General features: G+C 75.9%; 11 protein-coding genes and 1 riboswitch. Of the genes, 7 read left to right on the top strand and 4 right to left on the bottom strand.

The window, feature by feature from the left end; translation table 11 throughout:
- Positions 1 to 195: 195 nt before the first annotated feature.
- Positions 196 to 322: riboswitch (cobalamin riboswitch) on the top strand.
- A 144-nt stretch (positions 323 to 466) separates the two neighbouring features.
- The 5 genes from ACFWIA_RS11490 to ACFWIA_RS11470 all read left to right on the top strand — a co-directional run bounded on the left by ACFWIA_RS11490 (position 467) and on the right by ACFWIA_RS11470 (position 7354).
- A complete protein-coding gene (locus ACFWIA_RS11490; protein ID WP_387002754.1) occupies positions 467 to 1444 on the top strand; it encodes a cobalamin biosynthesis protein in 978 nt (325 codons plus the stop codon).
- The gene (locus tag ACFWIA_RS11485) at positions 1444 to 2985 is read left to right on the top strand and encodes a cobyric acid synthase (RefSeq protein ID WP_387002872.1); all 1542 of its coding nucleotides are present in this window, start codon (positions 1444 to 1446) and stop codon (positions 2983 to 2985) included. Before ACFWIA_RS11490 ends, ACFWIA_RS11485 begins: the two co-directional genes overlap by 1 nt.
- Positions 2986 to 3175: 190 nt before the next feature.
- Complete coding sequence (locus ACFWIA_RS11480; RefSeq protein ID WP_387002752.1) at positions 3176 to 5284, top strand: putative cobaltochelatase; 2109 nt, start codon at positions 3176 to 3178, stop codon at positions 5282 to 5284.
- Positions 5284 to 5910, top strand: coding sequence for a cob(I)yrinic acid a,c-diamide adenosyltransferase (cobO, locus tag ACFWIA_RS11475; protein WP_385485254.1), 627 nt, complete (start codon positions 5284 to 5286; stop codon positions 5908 to 5910). Before ACFWIA_RS11480 ends, cobO begins: the two co-directional genes overlap by 1 nt.
- A gap of 19 nt (positions 5911 to 5929) precedes the next feature.
- A complete protein-coding gene (locus ACFWIA_RS11470) occupies positions 5930 to 7354 on the top strand; it encodes a cobyrinate a,c-diamide synthase (protein WP_387002750.1) in 1425 nt (474 codons plus the stop codon).
- A 56-nt stretch (positions 7355 to 7410) separates the two neighbouring features.
- Here the strand turns inward: ACFWIA_RS11470 and ACFWIA_RS11465 are convergent, their stop codons facing one another.
- A complete protein-coding gene (locus ACFWIA_RS11465) occupies positions 7411 to 8139 on the bottom strand; it encodes a ZIP family metal transporter (RefSeq protein ID WP_387002748.1) in 729 nt (242 codons plus the stop codon).
- Between the two features lie 103 nt (positions 8140 to 8242).
- Here ACFWIA_RS11465 and ACFWIA_RS11460 point away from each other — a divergent pair, with 103 nt between their 5' ends.
- Together ACFWIA_RS11460 and cobC are read left to right on the top strand one after the other, a co-directional pair.
- Positions 8243 to 8797, top strand: coding sequence for a cobalamin biosynthesis protein (locus ACFWIA_RS11460; protein ID WP_387002746.1), 555 nt, complete (start codon positions 8243 to 8245; stop codon positions 8795 to 8797).
- Complete coding sequence (gene cobC / locus ACFWIA_RS11455; RefSeq protein WP_387002744.1) at positions 8787 to 9872, top strand: Rv2231c family pyridoxal phosphate-dependent protein CobC; 1086 nt, start codon at positions 8787 to 8789, stop codon at positions 9870 to 9872. The genes ACFWIA_RS11460 and cobC overlap by 11 nt, the downstream gene beginning before the upstream one ends.
- A gap of 159 nt (positions 9873 to 10031) precedes the next feature.
- On the opposite strand, the gene ACFWIA_RS11450 is transcribed toward cobC, so the two are convergent.
- The 3 genes from ACFWIA_RS11450 to ACFWIA_RS11440 form a co-directional block, all read right to left on the bottom strand.
- Entirely contained in the window at positions 10032 to 10991 is a 960-nt protein-coding gene (locus ACFWIA_RS11450) for an SCO1860 family LAETG-anchored protein (RefSeq protein ID WP_387002742.1), read from the bottom strand.
- 337 nt (positions 10992 to 11328) lie between these two features.
- The gene (locus ACFWIA_RS11445; protein WP_387002740.1) at positions 11329 to 12420 is read right to left on the bottom strand and encodes an amidohydrolase family protein; all 1092 of its coding nucleotides are present in this window, start codon (positions 12418 to 12420) and stop codon (positions 11329 to 11331) included.
- A 75-nt stretch (positions 12421 to 12495) separates the two neighbouring features.
- A complete protein-coding gene (locus tag ACFWIA_RS11440) occupies positions 12496 to 13365 on the bottom strand; it encodes a hypothetical protein (RefSeq protein ID WP_387002738.1) in 870 nt (289 codons plus the stop codon).
- Between the last annotated feature and the right edge of the window lie 314 nt (positions 13366 to 13679).

The following is a 13679-nucleotide window of genomic DNA, read 5'->3' as shown; positions in this document are numbered from 1 at the left end:
TCTGGTCCCCCCAACCCCCCCTCACCCCCCGCCCCCCCGGGGGCCCGGCGGGCGGGCCGGGCCCCCGCCCGGGGCGGGGGCCCCGCCCGCCCCGTCCGCATGTGGGTCTTCACACACTGCCCCGCCGCAGGTCAGCGCGCGGTTGACGGGTGTTCTCGGGGCGTGGTGGACTTCCCGAGCCATTACGGCGGCAGCAGAGGAAGCCGGTGCGAATCCGGCGCGGTCCCGCCACTGTCACCGGGGAGCGCTCCCCCACACCGGACGTCACGGCCCCAGCGGCTGGAAGACCGGGGGAAGCGCCGATCCGGGAGCCAGGAGACTCTCGCCGACGTATCCGTCGACCCAGGGCGCGGACCCTGAGTGAGGACCACCACGATGCCGGGGCGCCCGTCTCCCGGTCCCGTGCGCCACGGCGCGGGACCCCTCCACCGTTCGAAGGTCCTCCGGGGCACGGCGGACTGAGCCGATGCGGGCCGGGCGAACCTTCGCGTACGGCGCCACCGCCGGACTGATCGGCGACCTGTTGTGCGGTGACCCCCGACGGGGCCACCCGGTCGCTGCCTTCGGTCGGGCCGCGGGCGCCGTCGAACACGTGCTGTGGCGCGACCACCGCGGCTGGGGAGCACTGCACACCGCGCTGTGCGCCGGGGGCGTGACGGCAGCCGCCGCGCTGACCGCCCGCGCCGTCGACCGCTCCCCCGCCGCATCCGTCGCGCTGACCGCCGCCGCCACCTGGACGGTGCTCGGCGGGACCAGTCTGGGCCGGGAGGCCCGGGCGATCGGCGCCGCGCTCGCCGCGGGCGAGGTGGCGGCGGCCCGCGCACGGCTGCCGCACCTGTGCGGGCGCGACCCGCAGTCCCTGGACGCCGACGGGATCGCCCGTGCCGTGGTCGAGTCGGTCGCCGAGAACACCTCCGACGCCGTGGTCGGCGCCCTGGTGTGGGGGGCCGTCGGCGGGGTGCCCGGACTGATCGCCTTCCGGGCCGTCAACACCCTGGACGCCATGGTCGGCCACAAGTCGCCGCGCCACCGCCGCTTCGGCTGGGCCTCGGCGCGGCTCGACGACGTCATGGGCTGGCCCGGGGCCCGGCTCACCGGTGCCCTCGCGGTCCTGGCCGGCGGCGCCCCCGCGGCCTCGGCCCGGGCCTGGCGCGCCGACGCGGGACGCCATCCGAGTCCCAACGCGGGCGTCGCCGAAAGCGCCTTCGCCGGCGCCCTCGGCGTCCGGCTCGGGGGCACCCTGTCCTACGGCGGGCGGATCGAACACCGACCGGTGCTGAACGGCGCCGGACGGGCCGTCGCGGTCGAGGACGTCGAACGGGCGGTACGGCTGTCACGACGGGTGGGCTGGCTGACCTTGGCCGTGTGCGCGGCGGGGCGCGGGCTGCTCACGGCCCGCCGCGTCCGGCGCACCGGTACGGGGACCGGACGGGGGCGGGGATGATGCGGGGCGGACTGCTGGTCGCGGGGACGACGTCCGACGCGGGCAAGAGCGTGGTGACCGCCGGGATCTGCCGGTGGCTGGCGCGCCAGGGCGTGAAGGTCGCGCCGTTCAAGGGGCAGAACATGTCCCTCAACTCCTTCGTCACCCGGGACGGCGCCGAGATCGGCCGGGCCCAGGCCATGCAGGCCCAGGCCGCCGGGGTGGAGCCCAGCGCGTTGATGAACCCGGTGCTGCTGAAGCCGGGCGGCGACCGCACCAGTCAGGTCGTGCTGAAGGGGCGCCCGGTCGGCGAGATGAGCGCCCGCGGCTTCTTCGGCGCGCGCGGCGGCCCGACCGAGGGCGAACCGGTGCCCGGGGGCCGCGAGGCGCTGCTGGGCACCGTCGTGGAGTGCCTGGAGGAACTGCGGGCCACCCATGACGTGGTGGTCTGCGAGGGCGCGGGCAGCCCCGCCGAGATCAATCTGCGGCGCACGGACATCGTCAACATGGGGATCGCCCGGGCGGCGAGGCTGCCGGTGCTCGTCGTCGGCGACATCGACCGCGGCGGGGTGTTCGCCTCGTTCTTCGGCACCACCGCCCTGCTGGCCCCCGAGGACCAGGAACTCGTCGCCGGCTACCTGGTGAACAAGTTCCGCGGCGACGTCTCGCTGCTGGAGCCGGGGCTCGACATGCTCCGCAGCCTCACCGGCCGCCCCACCTACGGGGTGCTGCCGTTCCAGCACGGGCTGGGCATCGACGAGGAGGACGGCCTGCGGGTGTCGCTGCGGGGCGCCGTCCGCGAGTCCTCGGCCGCTGCTCCGGTCGGCGCGGAGGTCCTGCGGATCGCGGTCTGCGCGGTGCCGCTGATGTCCAACTTCACCGACGTGGACGCGCTCACCGCCGAGCCGGGCGTCGTGGTGCGCTTCGTCGACCGGCCCGAAGAGGCGGCGGACGCCGACCTCGTGATCGTCCCCGGCACCCGGGGGACCGTGGCCGCACTGCGCTGGCTACGGGAGCGGGGGCTCGCCGAGGTGCTGCTGCGGCGGGCCGCCGAGGGCCGGCCCGTGCTCGGGATCTGCGGCGGGTTCCAGGTGTTGGGCGAGCACGTCGAGGACGAGGTCGAGTCGCGCAGCGGCACCGTGGACGGACTGGGGCTGCTGCCGGTGCGGGTGCGGTTCGCCCGCGAGAAGACCCTCGCCCGGCCGTCGGGCACGGCGCTCGGCGAGCGGGTGGACGGTTACGAGATCCACCACGGCGTCGCCGACGTACGGGGCGGCGAACCCTTCCTCGACGGGTGCCGGGTGGGCTCCGTGTGGGGCACCCACTGGCACGGTTCGCTGGAGTCGGACGGCTTCCGGCGGGCCTTCCTGCGGGAGGTCGCCGCGCGCGCCGGCCGCCGGTTCGTGCCCGCGGCGGACACCTCGTTCGCCGCGCTGCGCGAGGAGCAACTGGACCGCCTCGCCGATCTGATCGAGCACCACACGGACACCGACGCGCTGCGCGACCTCATCGTCTCGGGCCCGCCGCCCGGCCTGCCCTTCGTTCCGCCGGGCGCCCCGTGAGGCGCCCGGCCGGCGGGCCGGCCACGGCGGCCCGCGGACGCGGGGCGCCCGGCGCAGGAGCACACCGAGCCCACGGGGCGACGGACACCGACGCGGGGACGCGGGCCCACGCCCGCGCACCCGGGACACCGTTCGCGCCCCGCGGGAACCCCATCGACCCCATCGACCCCATCGACAGGGAGGGCCACGGGTGAGCACCCCGTATCCATTCACCGCCATCGTCGGCCAGGACGACCTCCGGCTCGCACTGCTGCTGAACGCGGTGTCACCCGCGGTCGGCGGCGTCCTGGTGCGCGGCGAGAAGGGCACCGCCAAGAGCACCGCGGTCCGCGCCCTGGCCTCGCTGCTGCCCGAGGTGGCGACGGTCACCGGCTGCCGCTTCTCGTGCGCGCCGCACGCCCCCGACCCGGGCTGCCCGGACGGCCCCCACGAGCCGGGACCCGCCACCGACCGGCCCGCCCGCATGGTGGAACTCCCGGTCGGCGCCTCCGAGGACCGGCTGGTGGGCGCCCTGGACATCGAACGGGCCCTCGCCGACGGCGTGAAGGCGTTCGAGCCGGGACTGCTGGCCGACGCCCACCGCGGCATCCTCTACGTGGACGAGGTCAACCTCCTCCACGACCACCTGGTGGACCTGCTCCTGGACGCCGCCGCGATGGGCGCCTCGTACGTCGAGCGCGAGGGCGTCTCGGTACGGCACGCGGCACGGTTCCTGCTGGTCGGGACGATGAACCCGGAAGAGGGAGAGCTGCGCCCCCAGTTGTTGGACCGGTTCGGTCTGACCGTGGAGGTGACCGCGTCCCGGGAACCGGAGCAGCGGGTGGCGGTCGTCAAGCGGCGGCTCGCCTACGACGACGCGCCCGGGGCCTTCGCCGAGCGCTGGGCGGGGGACGAGTCCGCGCTGCGCGAGCGGATCGTCGCGGCCCGCGCCCTGCTACCCGAGGTACGGCTCGGGGACGGCGCGCTGTTGCGGATCGCGGCGGCCTGCGCGGCCTTCGAGGTCGACGGGATGCGCGCGGACATCGTGATGGCGCGCACCGCGACGGCGCTGGCCGCCTGGGCGGGCCGCCGGGACGTGCGCGCCGAGGACGTCCGGCAGGCGGCGCTGCTGGCGCTCCCGCACCGCAGGCGCCGCAACCCCTTCGACGCGCCCGGTCTGGACGAGGACAAGCTCGACGAGGTGCTGGACGGATTCGGACCGGACGAACCCGAACCGGAGCCGGAGCCCCCCGCGGCGCAGGACTGCGCCCCGGACGAAGAGGAGCCGGACCCCGACCCGGACGGCCCCGAGGGGCCCGACGACGGCGGGCCCGGGGGCGGACCCGGTGCGCCGCCCCCGCCCCGGGACGACGCGGCGGCACCCGACTCCGCGGGGACGGACCCGGGCGACGCGCCCCGGCCCACCGAGGCACCGGACGCCCCCGCCGGGCAGCCCGTGGGCGTGGCCCCCGAGCAGCCCGCGGCGGCGGCCTCGGAAGCCTTCCGCACCCGGACGCTGACCGTGCCCGGCCTCGGCGAGGGCGCCGCAGGGCGGCGTTCCCGGGCCCGCACCGAACACGGCAGGACCACGGGTGACCGCCGTCCCCGGGGCGCCCTGACCAAGCTGCACCTCTCGGCGACCGTCCGGGCCGCCGCCCCGCACCAGCGGGCCCGCGGCCGGTCGGGTCCCGGTCTGCTGGTGCGCCGCGACGACCTGCGCCAGGCGACCCGGGAGGGCCGGGAGGGCAACCTCGTACTGTTCGCGGTGGACGCGTCCGGTTCGATGGCCGCCCGGCGCCGGATGAGCGCCGTCAAGGGTGCGGTGCTGTCGCTGCTGCTCGACGCCTACCAGCGGCGGGACAAGGTGGGGTTGGTGACCTTCCGGGGCGCGGACGCCGCACTCGCGCTGCCGCCGACCTCGTCGGTGGACACCGCGGCGACCCGGCTCGCCTCCTTGGCGACCGGCGGTCGGACCCCGTTGGCTGCGGGGCTGTTGCGGGCCCGTGAGGTGCTGCGGGTGGAGCGGCTGCGGGACCCGGCGCGCCGGGCGCTGCTGGTGGTCGTCACGGACGGCCGGGCGACCGGGGGCGTGGAGCCGGTGCGCCGGGCCTCGCGCGCGGCGGGACTGCTGGCGGCCGACGGGGTCGCCTCGGTGGTCGTGGACTGCGAGTCGGGTCCGGTGCGGCTGGGGCTCGCCGGACGGTTGGCCGCCGACCTCGGCGGCACTCCGGTGACGTTGGAGGAGCTGCGGGCCGATGCGCTCGCGGGGCTGGTCAAGGACGTACGGGGTGCCGCGGGCGCCCGGGGAAGGGTCGCGTAATGCCACAGGGACAGCCGTCCGTCGTCCCGAAGGACGGACTCACCACGCGTCAGCGCCGCAACCGGCCGCTGGTGATGGTGCACACGGGCATCGGCAAGGGGAAGTCGACGGCGGCGTTCGGGATGGCGCTGCGCGCCTGGAACCAGGGCTGGCCGATCGGGGTGTTCCAGTTCGTCAAGTCGGCGAAGTGGAAGGTCGGCGAGGAGAACGCGCTGCGGGTGCTGGGTGCGAGCGGCGAGGGCGGCACCGTCGACTGGCACAAGATGGGCGAGGGCTGGTCGTGGATCCAGCGGGCGCCCGTCGCCGAGGCGGAGGGCGTCGACTCCAACCAGGTCAACGCGGAGAAGGCCCGGGAGGGCTGGGAGCAGATCAAGCGCGACCTCGCGGCCGAGACCTACCGGCTGTACGTGCTGGATGAGTTCGCGTACCCGCTGCACTGGGGCTGGATCGACGTGGCCGAGGTGGTGTCGGTGCTGCGGGACCGGCCCGGCAACCAGCACGTGGTGATCACCGGACGCAACGCCCCGCCCGCGTTGGTGGAGTTCGCGGACCTGGTGACGGACATGTCGAAGGTGAAGCACCCGATGGACGCGGGCCAGAAGGGTCAGCGGGGCATCGAATGGTGACGCGAACGGTGACCCGCACGTGATCGACGTACCGAGGCTGGTCGTCGCCGCGCCCGCGTCGGGCACCGGCAAGACCACCGTGACCACGGGCCTGATGGCGGCGTTCGCGCAGCGCGGGCTGCGGGTGTCGCCGCACAAGGTCGGACCCGACTACATCGACCCCGGCTACCACGCCCTCGCCACCGGTCGCCCGGGCCGCAACCTCGATGCGTACATGTGCGGAACCGACCTGGTGGGGCCGCTGTTCGCGCACGGCGCGCAGGGCTGCGACCTCGCCGTGGTCGAGGGGGTGATGGGCCTGTACGACGGGGCGTCCGGGCAGGGCGAGCTGGCGTCGACGGCACAGGTCTCCAAGCTGCTGCGGGCGCCGGTCGTGCTGGTGGTGGACGCGTCCTCGCAGTCCCGTTCGGTGGCCGCGCTGGTGCACGGCTTCGCGTCCTTCGACCCGCAGGTGCGGATCGGCGGCGTGATCCTCAACAAGGTCGGCTCCGACCGGCACGAGGAACTGCTGCGGGACGCCCTGGAGGAGGCGGGCATGCCGGTGCTCGGCGCGCTGCGGCGGGCCGAGGGGGTGACCACCCCGTCCCGGCACCTGGGTCTGGTGCCCGTCGCGGAGCGGCACCAGGACGCGACCGCGGCGGTGGCGGCCATGGCCGAGACGGTGCGCCGGGGGTGCGACCTGGACGCGCTGTGGGCGCTCGCCCGGACCGCTCCCCCCGTGGACGCGAGCCCCTGGGACCCTGCCGAGGCGGTGCGGGTGCGCCCGGTGGACGGCGCGCGGCCGGTGATCGCGGTGGCGGGCGGCCCGGCGTTCTCGTTCCTGTACGCGGAGCACCCGGAACTGCTGGCCGCGGCGGGCGCGGAGGTCGCCGTCTTCGACCCGTTGCGCGACGAGCGACTGCCCGAGGGCACGGCGGGCCTGGTGATCGGCGGCGGCTTCCCCGAGGTGTACGTGGGCGAACTGGCCGCGAACGAGCCGCTGCGGGCGGCGGTCGCCGCCCTGGCGGCGTCGGGCGCCCCGCTGGCCGCCGAGTGCGCGGGCCTGCTGTACCTGGCCCGGTCGCTGGACGGGGAGCCGATGTGCGCGGTGGTGCCCGGGGACGCGCGCATGTCGGGACGGCTCACCCTCGGGTACCGGGACGCGGTCGCCGTGTCCGACAGTCCGCTGGCGGCGGCGGGCACCCGGATGCGGGGCCACGAGTTCCATCGGACGGTACTGGAGCCGGGTGCCGGCGCCGTGCCCGCGTGGGGGCTGCGCGGGCCGCAGCCCCGGGTCGAGGGCTTCGTCATCGGCGGGGTGCACGCGAGCTATCTGCACACCCACTGGGCCGCCGAACCCGGCGTGGCCGCACGGTTCGTGGAGCACGCCGGCCGGTCCCGGGCGGCGGGGGCGACGGGCGCCGCGGTGCCGCCGCAGGGGCGGGCGCGGTCGTGCGCGGGCTGAACGCCTGCGCGTTCCGGGCCGCGGGATCGGGTGCGGGATCGGGATCGGGTGTGCGTCTAATGCGTGGCCGATCCGATCACCAGCCACATCAGGGCCGCCCCGGCGACCGTGCACAGCAGCGTGGAACGGGCCGGGTGGCGGTGGCTGGCCTCGGGCAGGATCTCGGCCGCCGCGATGTACAGCAGGGCCCCGCCGAAGAAGCCGAGGTACCCGGCGAGTGCCCCGGCCCCGAGGGTGAACAACAGGGTGGACGCGGCTCCCACCACGGGGGCCGCGGCATCGGCGAGGAGCATGGCGAGGGCCTTGCGCCGGTCGTTGCCGTAGGCGCTGGTGACCGTGTACGTGTTGAACCCGTCGGCGAAGTCATGGGTGATGACGGCGATCGCGACGGTGGCCCCCATGGCCGCGTCGACCTGGAACGACGCGCCGATGGCGATGCCGTCGGCGAGGCTGTGCGCCACCATCGCGGCTCCCGCGCCCAACCCGACCTGCGGCACCCGGTCCGGTTCGTGCGCCCCGTGCTCGGCCTGCCGCAGGGCCAGCAGCCGCTCCCCCACATGGGCGGTGAGGAACCCCCCGACGAACAGGAGCAGCGCCAGCGGGACGCCGTGCACGGGCCGGGCCGCGCCCTCCAGCGCCTCGGGCAGCAGGTCGAAGCCGACCACGCCGAGCATCAGCCCGCCCGCGAAGCCGAGCACCAGGTGGCGCCGGTCGACGACCCGGTGCGCCGCCCATCCCCCGACGAGCGTCATCACGAACGAACCCAGCGCCACCAGCACGGCCATGGTCCCTTGCTAGCGGATGCGCGGCCCCGAAGCACGCACGCGATCCGCTGATCACCCGACCGGCACCCGTTCCCCGCCACCACGCCCTGAGAGGAGCCCGCAGATGACCCGGTCCCGGTTGCCGGACGGCGTCGGTGTCGTCGCCGGGGTCGGCGCGGCGCGCGGAGTTCCGTGCGCGGAAGTCCTGGCGCTGGTGCGCCGGGTGCTGGTGGAGGCCGGGATGCCGCCGGCCGCGCTGGTGGCCCTGGCGACGGTCGACCGGCGGGCCGAGGAGCCGGGGGTCGTCGGTGCGGCCCGGCGACTGGGGGTGCCCCTGTGGGGTCATCCGGCGGCGGACCTGGCGCGGATCGTGGTCCCGCATCCGTCGGACGCGACCCTGACGGCGGTGGGCACGCCGTCGGTGGCCGAGGCCGCCGCGCTGCTCGGGGGCGGCGAACTCCTCGTCCCCAAGCGGAAGTCGGTGGGCGCGGACGGGCGTCCGGCGCGGGCGACCTGTGCGCTGGCCCGGCACGGCCGGGGTGGTGCCGCGCCCGGCCGGGGTCCGAGGGCGCATGTGACCATGGCGGGCGCGGCGCCGGAACCGATCGGTGTCGGACGGGAACGAGACGGCGGTGGCGGACGGCCACCGGCGGCGGGCGGGAGCACGGATGTCCACTGAGGTGCGGCCGGCGGGCCGGGGCACGGCCGGGTACGACCTGCGCCACCACGGGGACGCGGAGGTGCGCGACGACGGGCGGTCCCTGACCGATCTCGCGGTGAACGTCCGGGCGGGGACGCCGCCCCCCTGGCTGCGGGAGCGGATCTCCGGTGCGCTCGACGGGCTCGCCGCCTATCCGGACGGGCGGGCGGCCCGGGAGGTGGTCGCCGCGCGGCACGGGGTGACGGCCGAGCGGGTGCTGTTGACCTCGGGGGCCGCGGAGGCGTTCGTGCTGCTCGCGCGGGCGTTGTCGCCGCGGCGGGCGGTCGTGGTGCACCCCCAGTTCACCGAGCCGGAGGCGGCGTTGCTGGACGCGGGGCACCGGGTGGGTCGGGTGCTGTTGCGGGCGGAGGACGGGTTCCGGTTGCGGGACGGGGCGGTGCCCGAGGACGCGGACCTCGTGGTGGTCGGCAATCCGACGAACCCGACCTCGGTGCTGCACCCCGCCGACGCGTTGCTGCGGCTGGCGCGCCCGGGGCGGACGGTGGTGGTGGACGAGGCGTTCATCGACGCGGTGCCCGGGGAGCGGGAGGCGGTCGCGGGGCTGGACGTGCCCGGGCTGGTGGTGTTGCGGAGCCTCACCAAGACCTGGGGGCTGGCCGGGCTGCGGGTCGGGTACGTGGTCGCCGGTGCGGAGACGGTGCGGCTGCTGGAGCGTGCGCAGCCGCTGTGGCCGGTGTCCTCGCCGGGGTTGGTTGCGGTGGAGGCGTGTCTGTCGGAGCGGGCCCGGGCGGAGGCGGCCGGTTTCGCGGAGGCGGTGGGCGTGGACCGGGCCGGGCTGCTCGCCGGGTTGGCCCGGCTCGCGCCCGCCGGGGTCCGGGTGTACGGGGTGCCCGAGGCGCCGTTCGTGTTGTTCCGGGTGCCGGACGGGCTCGGGGTGCGGGAGCGGTTGCGGGGGCACGGCTTCGCGGTGCGGCGAGGGGACACGTTCCCCGGGCTGGGGCCCGACTGGCTCCGGGTGGCCGTCCGGGACGGGGCGATCTCCGCAGCGTTCCTCGCGGCCCTGGAACGGGCGCTCTCCCCCGCCGGGACGTGAGCGGTCCCGACGCGGGAGCGTCGTACGCAGTGGCCCCGTGGGGTCCCGGCGGGCGCCCGGTCGCGCCCTTCGGGACCCCGCGGGGCCGGGTGACGCCGGGCGGCGGTGCGGCGCCCCGGGGCGGGGGCGTCGGGTGCCGCACGGCGTCCACGGCGGGGATCAGGACTGGCGGCGGGCCCGCCGGGTGACGTACAGGGCGCTCGCGCCGCCGGCCAGCAGGAGGGCCGCGCCCCCGGCGATGTAGGGCGTGGCCGAGCTGCCGCCGGTCTCGGCGAGGTCCTCACCGGGGCCGGTCTGGGGCTTGGTGCCCTGCTCCGCCGGCTTGACCGACTCTGCGGGCTCCTTGGGGTCCTCGGGCTCCTGCCGCGGCGGCGTGGACGGGGCGGCCGACGCGGGGGCGGCGGGCGTCTCGCAAGTGGCCCGGGCCAGGGTGACCGTGCCGTTGACCTCGGCGACGTTCAGCTTCAACGGGTTGATGGACACCTTCAGTTCCAGCGCCGTCGCGGCGGCGGTCCGGGTGGTCGTGGCCCGCTGGGAGAGGTCCAGCCGCACCTCGCCGACCCCGGGGACCTCGACCTCGGTGGTGCCCCGGGCGGTCAGGGTGACCGTCTTGCCGAGCACGGTGACGTGACCGAGGACGTTGGCTTCGGCCACCGGTCGCCGGCCGACCGCGCAGACGGCCTTGGCGGTGACCTTCTCCACCTCGATCAGGGACAGCAGCGGCAGCCCCGGGACGTTCACTCGGGCCCGTACGAGGTTGCTGAACCCTTCGGCGCGCCCCCGTTCGACGGTGGCCCGGGCCTGGGCGGCGGACGCGCGCAGCACGGTGAACGGCTTGCCGCCCTCCACCCCGTCGAGGCGTGCGGTGAGTGCGGTCTTGTCGGCGCTGGCCGGCGCCTGCACGTCGTTCAGGGAGACCGTGAGCGGCACGTTCACGGTCTTGTTGAGCAAGGAGACGTCGAGTCCGGTGCGGAGCACGACGGCGCTCGCCTTGCCCTCGCCGCCGGTGGCGTGCGCGGAGCCGGCGCCGACGAGGACCGTGGACGCGGCGGCCAGCGCGGTGGCGGCGGCGGTCACGCCGAGACGGCGCGCGGGCAGGCGAAAGGCGTTGCTGTTCAAGGTGGTGGGACCCCCACGAGAGACATCGGAACTGAACGGCGGGGTCGCTCGGGGCACCGCGACGGGGACCGAAGCGGGCGGCGACCGTGCCGTTGGAGTGAATACTTGCGCACCGAGAGTGAACAACCGGCAACCTGGCGTGAGTTCACCCCAAAGTGGGGTTTTCGTGCTCTTGTTTGAATGTTCGGGCACGGATGTGCACGTCCGTCACCCGGATGACCGCCCACCTGCGGGATTCCGACCCGTCAACGGACGCCCCGCCCCGCGGACGCACCTCCGGCCGGGACGGTGGATGACGTCACGTCAACCACCGTCCCGGAAGCGGGAGATGATCCGCTCAGCCGACGATCCGGCCGCGCAACACGATCCGGCGCGGCGCGGCGAGCGTCCGCACGTCCGCCCGGGGGTCGCCCTCGTACACGACGAGGTCGGCCGGGGCCCCCTCGGTCAGTCCGGGCCGGCCCAACCAGGCGCGGGCGCCCCAGGTGGTGGCGGAGAGCGCCGCGACGGGCGGGATGCCGGCGCGGACGAGTTCGGCGACCTCCGCGGCGACCAGGCCGTGGGCGAGGGAGCCGCCCGCGTCCGTCCCGACGAAGACGGGCACCCCCGCGTCGTAGGCGGCGCGCACGGTGTCGTAGCGCCGGGCGTGCAGTCGCCGCATATGGGCCGACCAGCGCGGGAACTTGGCCGCGCCGCCGTCCGCGAGCCGGGGGAAGGTGGCGATGTTGACGAGGGTCGGCACGATGGCCACGCCGCGCTCGGCGAACAGCGGGATCGTCTCCTCGGTGAGGCCGGTCGCGTGCTCGACGCAGTCGATGCCCGCCTCCACCAGGTCCCGCAGGGAGTCCTCGGCGAAGCAGTGCGCGGTGACCCGGGCACCCCACCGGTGGGCCTCGGCGATCGCCGCCTCGACGGCGTCCCGGGGCCAACAGGCCGTGAGGTCGCCCGCCTCGCGGTCGATCCAGTCCCCGACGAGCTTGACCCAGCCGTCCCCCCGCCGCGCCTCCCGGGCGACGTACGCGACGAGGTCGGCGGGCTCGACCTCGTGGGCGTAGTTGCGGATGTAGCGGCGGGTGCGGGCGATGTGCCGGCCGGCGCGGATGATCCGCGGCAGGTCCTCGCGGTCGTCGATCCAGCGGGTGTCGGAGGGCGAGCCGGCGTCCCGGATCAACAGGGTGCCGGCCTCCCGGTCGGCCAGCGCCTGCCGTTCGGCGGTCTCGACGGGGACCGGGCCGTGGGCGTCGAGCCCGACGTGACAGTGCGCGTCCACCAGCCCGGGCAGGGCCCAGCCCGTGACGGTGGTCACCTCGCGGGCCCCGGCGGGCCGCTCGTAGGTGACCCGACCGCCGACCACCCACAGTTCGTCCCGTACGTCCTCGGGGCCCGCCAGCACCCGCCCCCTGACGTGCAGCACCGTGTGATCCGTCATGTCCAGCACCCTAGTGCTCCCGCCCGGACCCGCCGCCCCGGCCCGAGCGGGAGCACTAGGGTGCCTACGGGCGCCTCACAGCAGCAGCCCCAGGGGCAGCGCCGCGACATCGGCGGCGGGCCGGGACAGGTACAGGTCGGCGTGGTAGTAGCCGTCCGCCTCCCGGTCCGTGGTGCGCAGTCCGATCCCGGCCAGGGCGTCGAACGCCGCTTCCCGTTCGGCGTCGTCCGCGAAGCGGCGCTGGCGGAAGGTGCGGGTGGGCAGCTTCTCCGTCACCAGCCCCGCACGGGCGAGGAGTTCGGCGATCGACCGGTAGGGCACGGTGCGCAGCACGAACGCGGCGACCCACGGCGGGTGGGCCACGCAGTCGAGGAGGGTGCGGAAGGTCCGGGTGCGGACGTAGCCGATGCCTCCGGTCACGGTGACGAGGTCCGTGGCCGCCAGTGCGCGGCGCAGGGCGGGGCTCGCCGCGGCGACTTCGAGGTTCTCCGCGAAGGAGCGGTCGTGCAGACCGGCCTCACGGGCGTACCCGACGGCCCGGGGCGCCGCGTCGATGCCCGTCACCGACACGGCTGCGGGGGTGCGGCGCGCGTCGAAGAAGGCCCGGTCCTCGATCGCCAGGTGTCGGGAGGACAGTGCGGCCACCCGTGGGGAGGCATACCGGTCGTACAGCTCGGCCAGGGTGACCCGGTGGTTGAGGAGCGCCGCGTTGATCCCGTACGAACAGCACAGGTCCACCACGGTCAGGGGCGTGCGGCCGGGGTGCAGACCGCGCAGGGCGTCGACCAGCACCCGGAAGACGGCCTGGCCGTGGTGGGGTATCTGGTACCCCAGCGGGCGCAGCGTCTCGAAGTACGGGCGCGGGTCGGGACAGTCGTAGATGGTGCCGAAGTTCGCTTTGCCCCAGTCTGCACTTGCGGGAGGACTGCTCGGCCCTGCCGTCACGGGAGGTCCCTCCTGACGTGCGTCGCCATGCAAAGGACTCGACGTTCCGCGGAACTGCGGAATCTGTGCGCCGGTGCGCCACGGCTCCTGTTTCCGCCTTCGCGGCGGCACCCGGGGAGGGGCGGGCCGGGCGGGGCTGCACGCCCACAGTGTCGCCAGGCCCGGCGGGCCGGTGCCAGCGGGAAACCGGCCAACACACCGGCGCCTGCGGCGGGGACCGCCGAACGGCTGTTTCCCCACCCGCCGGGCTCCCGCCCGTTCGCCCGTCACCTGCGGTTACGCTCATGAAGTCCGCTGGCGATCCGCGGGCCTTC

It is taken from the genome of Streptomyces sp. NPDC127068, from assembly GCF_042724695.1.
In the GTDB taxonomy this organism is placed as follows: Bacteria; Actinomycetota; Actinomycetes; order Streptomycetales; family Streptomycetaceae; genus Streptomyces.
This window is presented reverse-complemented; position numbering and strand designations above follow the sequence as displayed.